We start from the raw sequence: 560 nt of genomic DNA on the forward strand, positions 1-560 counted from the left end.
GGCAAGGCTTTGGTCGAGGATTTCAAGGCCAAGAAGCCCAAGATCGTGTTCGGGCACTCGACAGTGAAGAATGGCGGTATCGAAGTCGCCATGGAAGGCGAGGTGTATTTCCCGGATAGCAAGAAAGCCGATGGGAGCGTGACCATCGACGTCGCCGGCTACGACAGGATCGTCGATGCCCTGAAGGAAGCGGCAAAGAGCGATGAGCAAATGGTGCAGGCCTTCCCGTTCGCGCTTGCCGTCAAGGGTTTTGGCAAGACACTGCCTGACGGTCGCCTGGAGTGGGTGATCAACACCAAGGCCGATGGGTCCATCGTCGTCAACGGCGCCATGCTGAAGGGCCCGGATAAAGTCCAGGACGACAGCGCGGGGCAGGACGACAATTCGAGCGGCGATGACGGCGCGAACGGAACGGACAATTCAACCGGCGGGGCCGATTCGGACGGCGGCGACAATGGCGGGGCTGGAGCGAAGCTGCAGCCCTGAGCGCCTGAATTATAGCCCGAGCGCGCCCGCAATCCTCGGCGCCGCCTCGCGCCAGTTATCGACCGAGATGATGT

1 pseudogene is annotated in these 560 nt (G+C 61.6%); it reads left to right on the plus strand.

From position 1 onward, the window contains the following. Positions 1 to 486 (plus strand): annotated as a pseudogene (locus tag EOA60_RS38040) (hypothetical protein); the annotation flags it as partial. Positions 487 to 560: the final 74 nt, after the last annotated feature.

It is taken from the genome of Mesorhizobium sp. M1A.F.Ca.IN.020.06.1.1 (assembly GCF_004023265.1).
Lineage (GTDB): Bacteria > Pseudomonadota > Alphaproteobacteria > Rhizobiales > Rhizobiaceae > Mesorhizobium.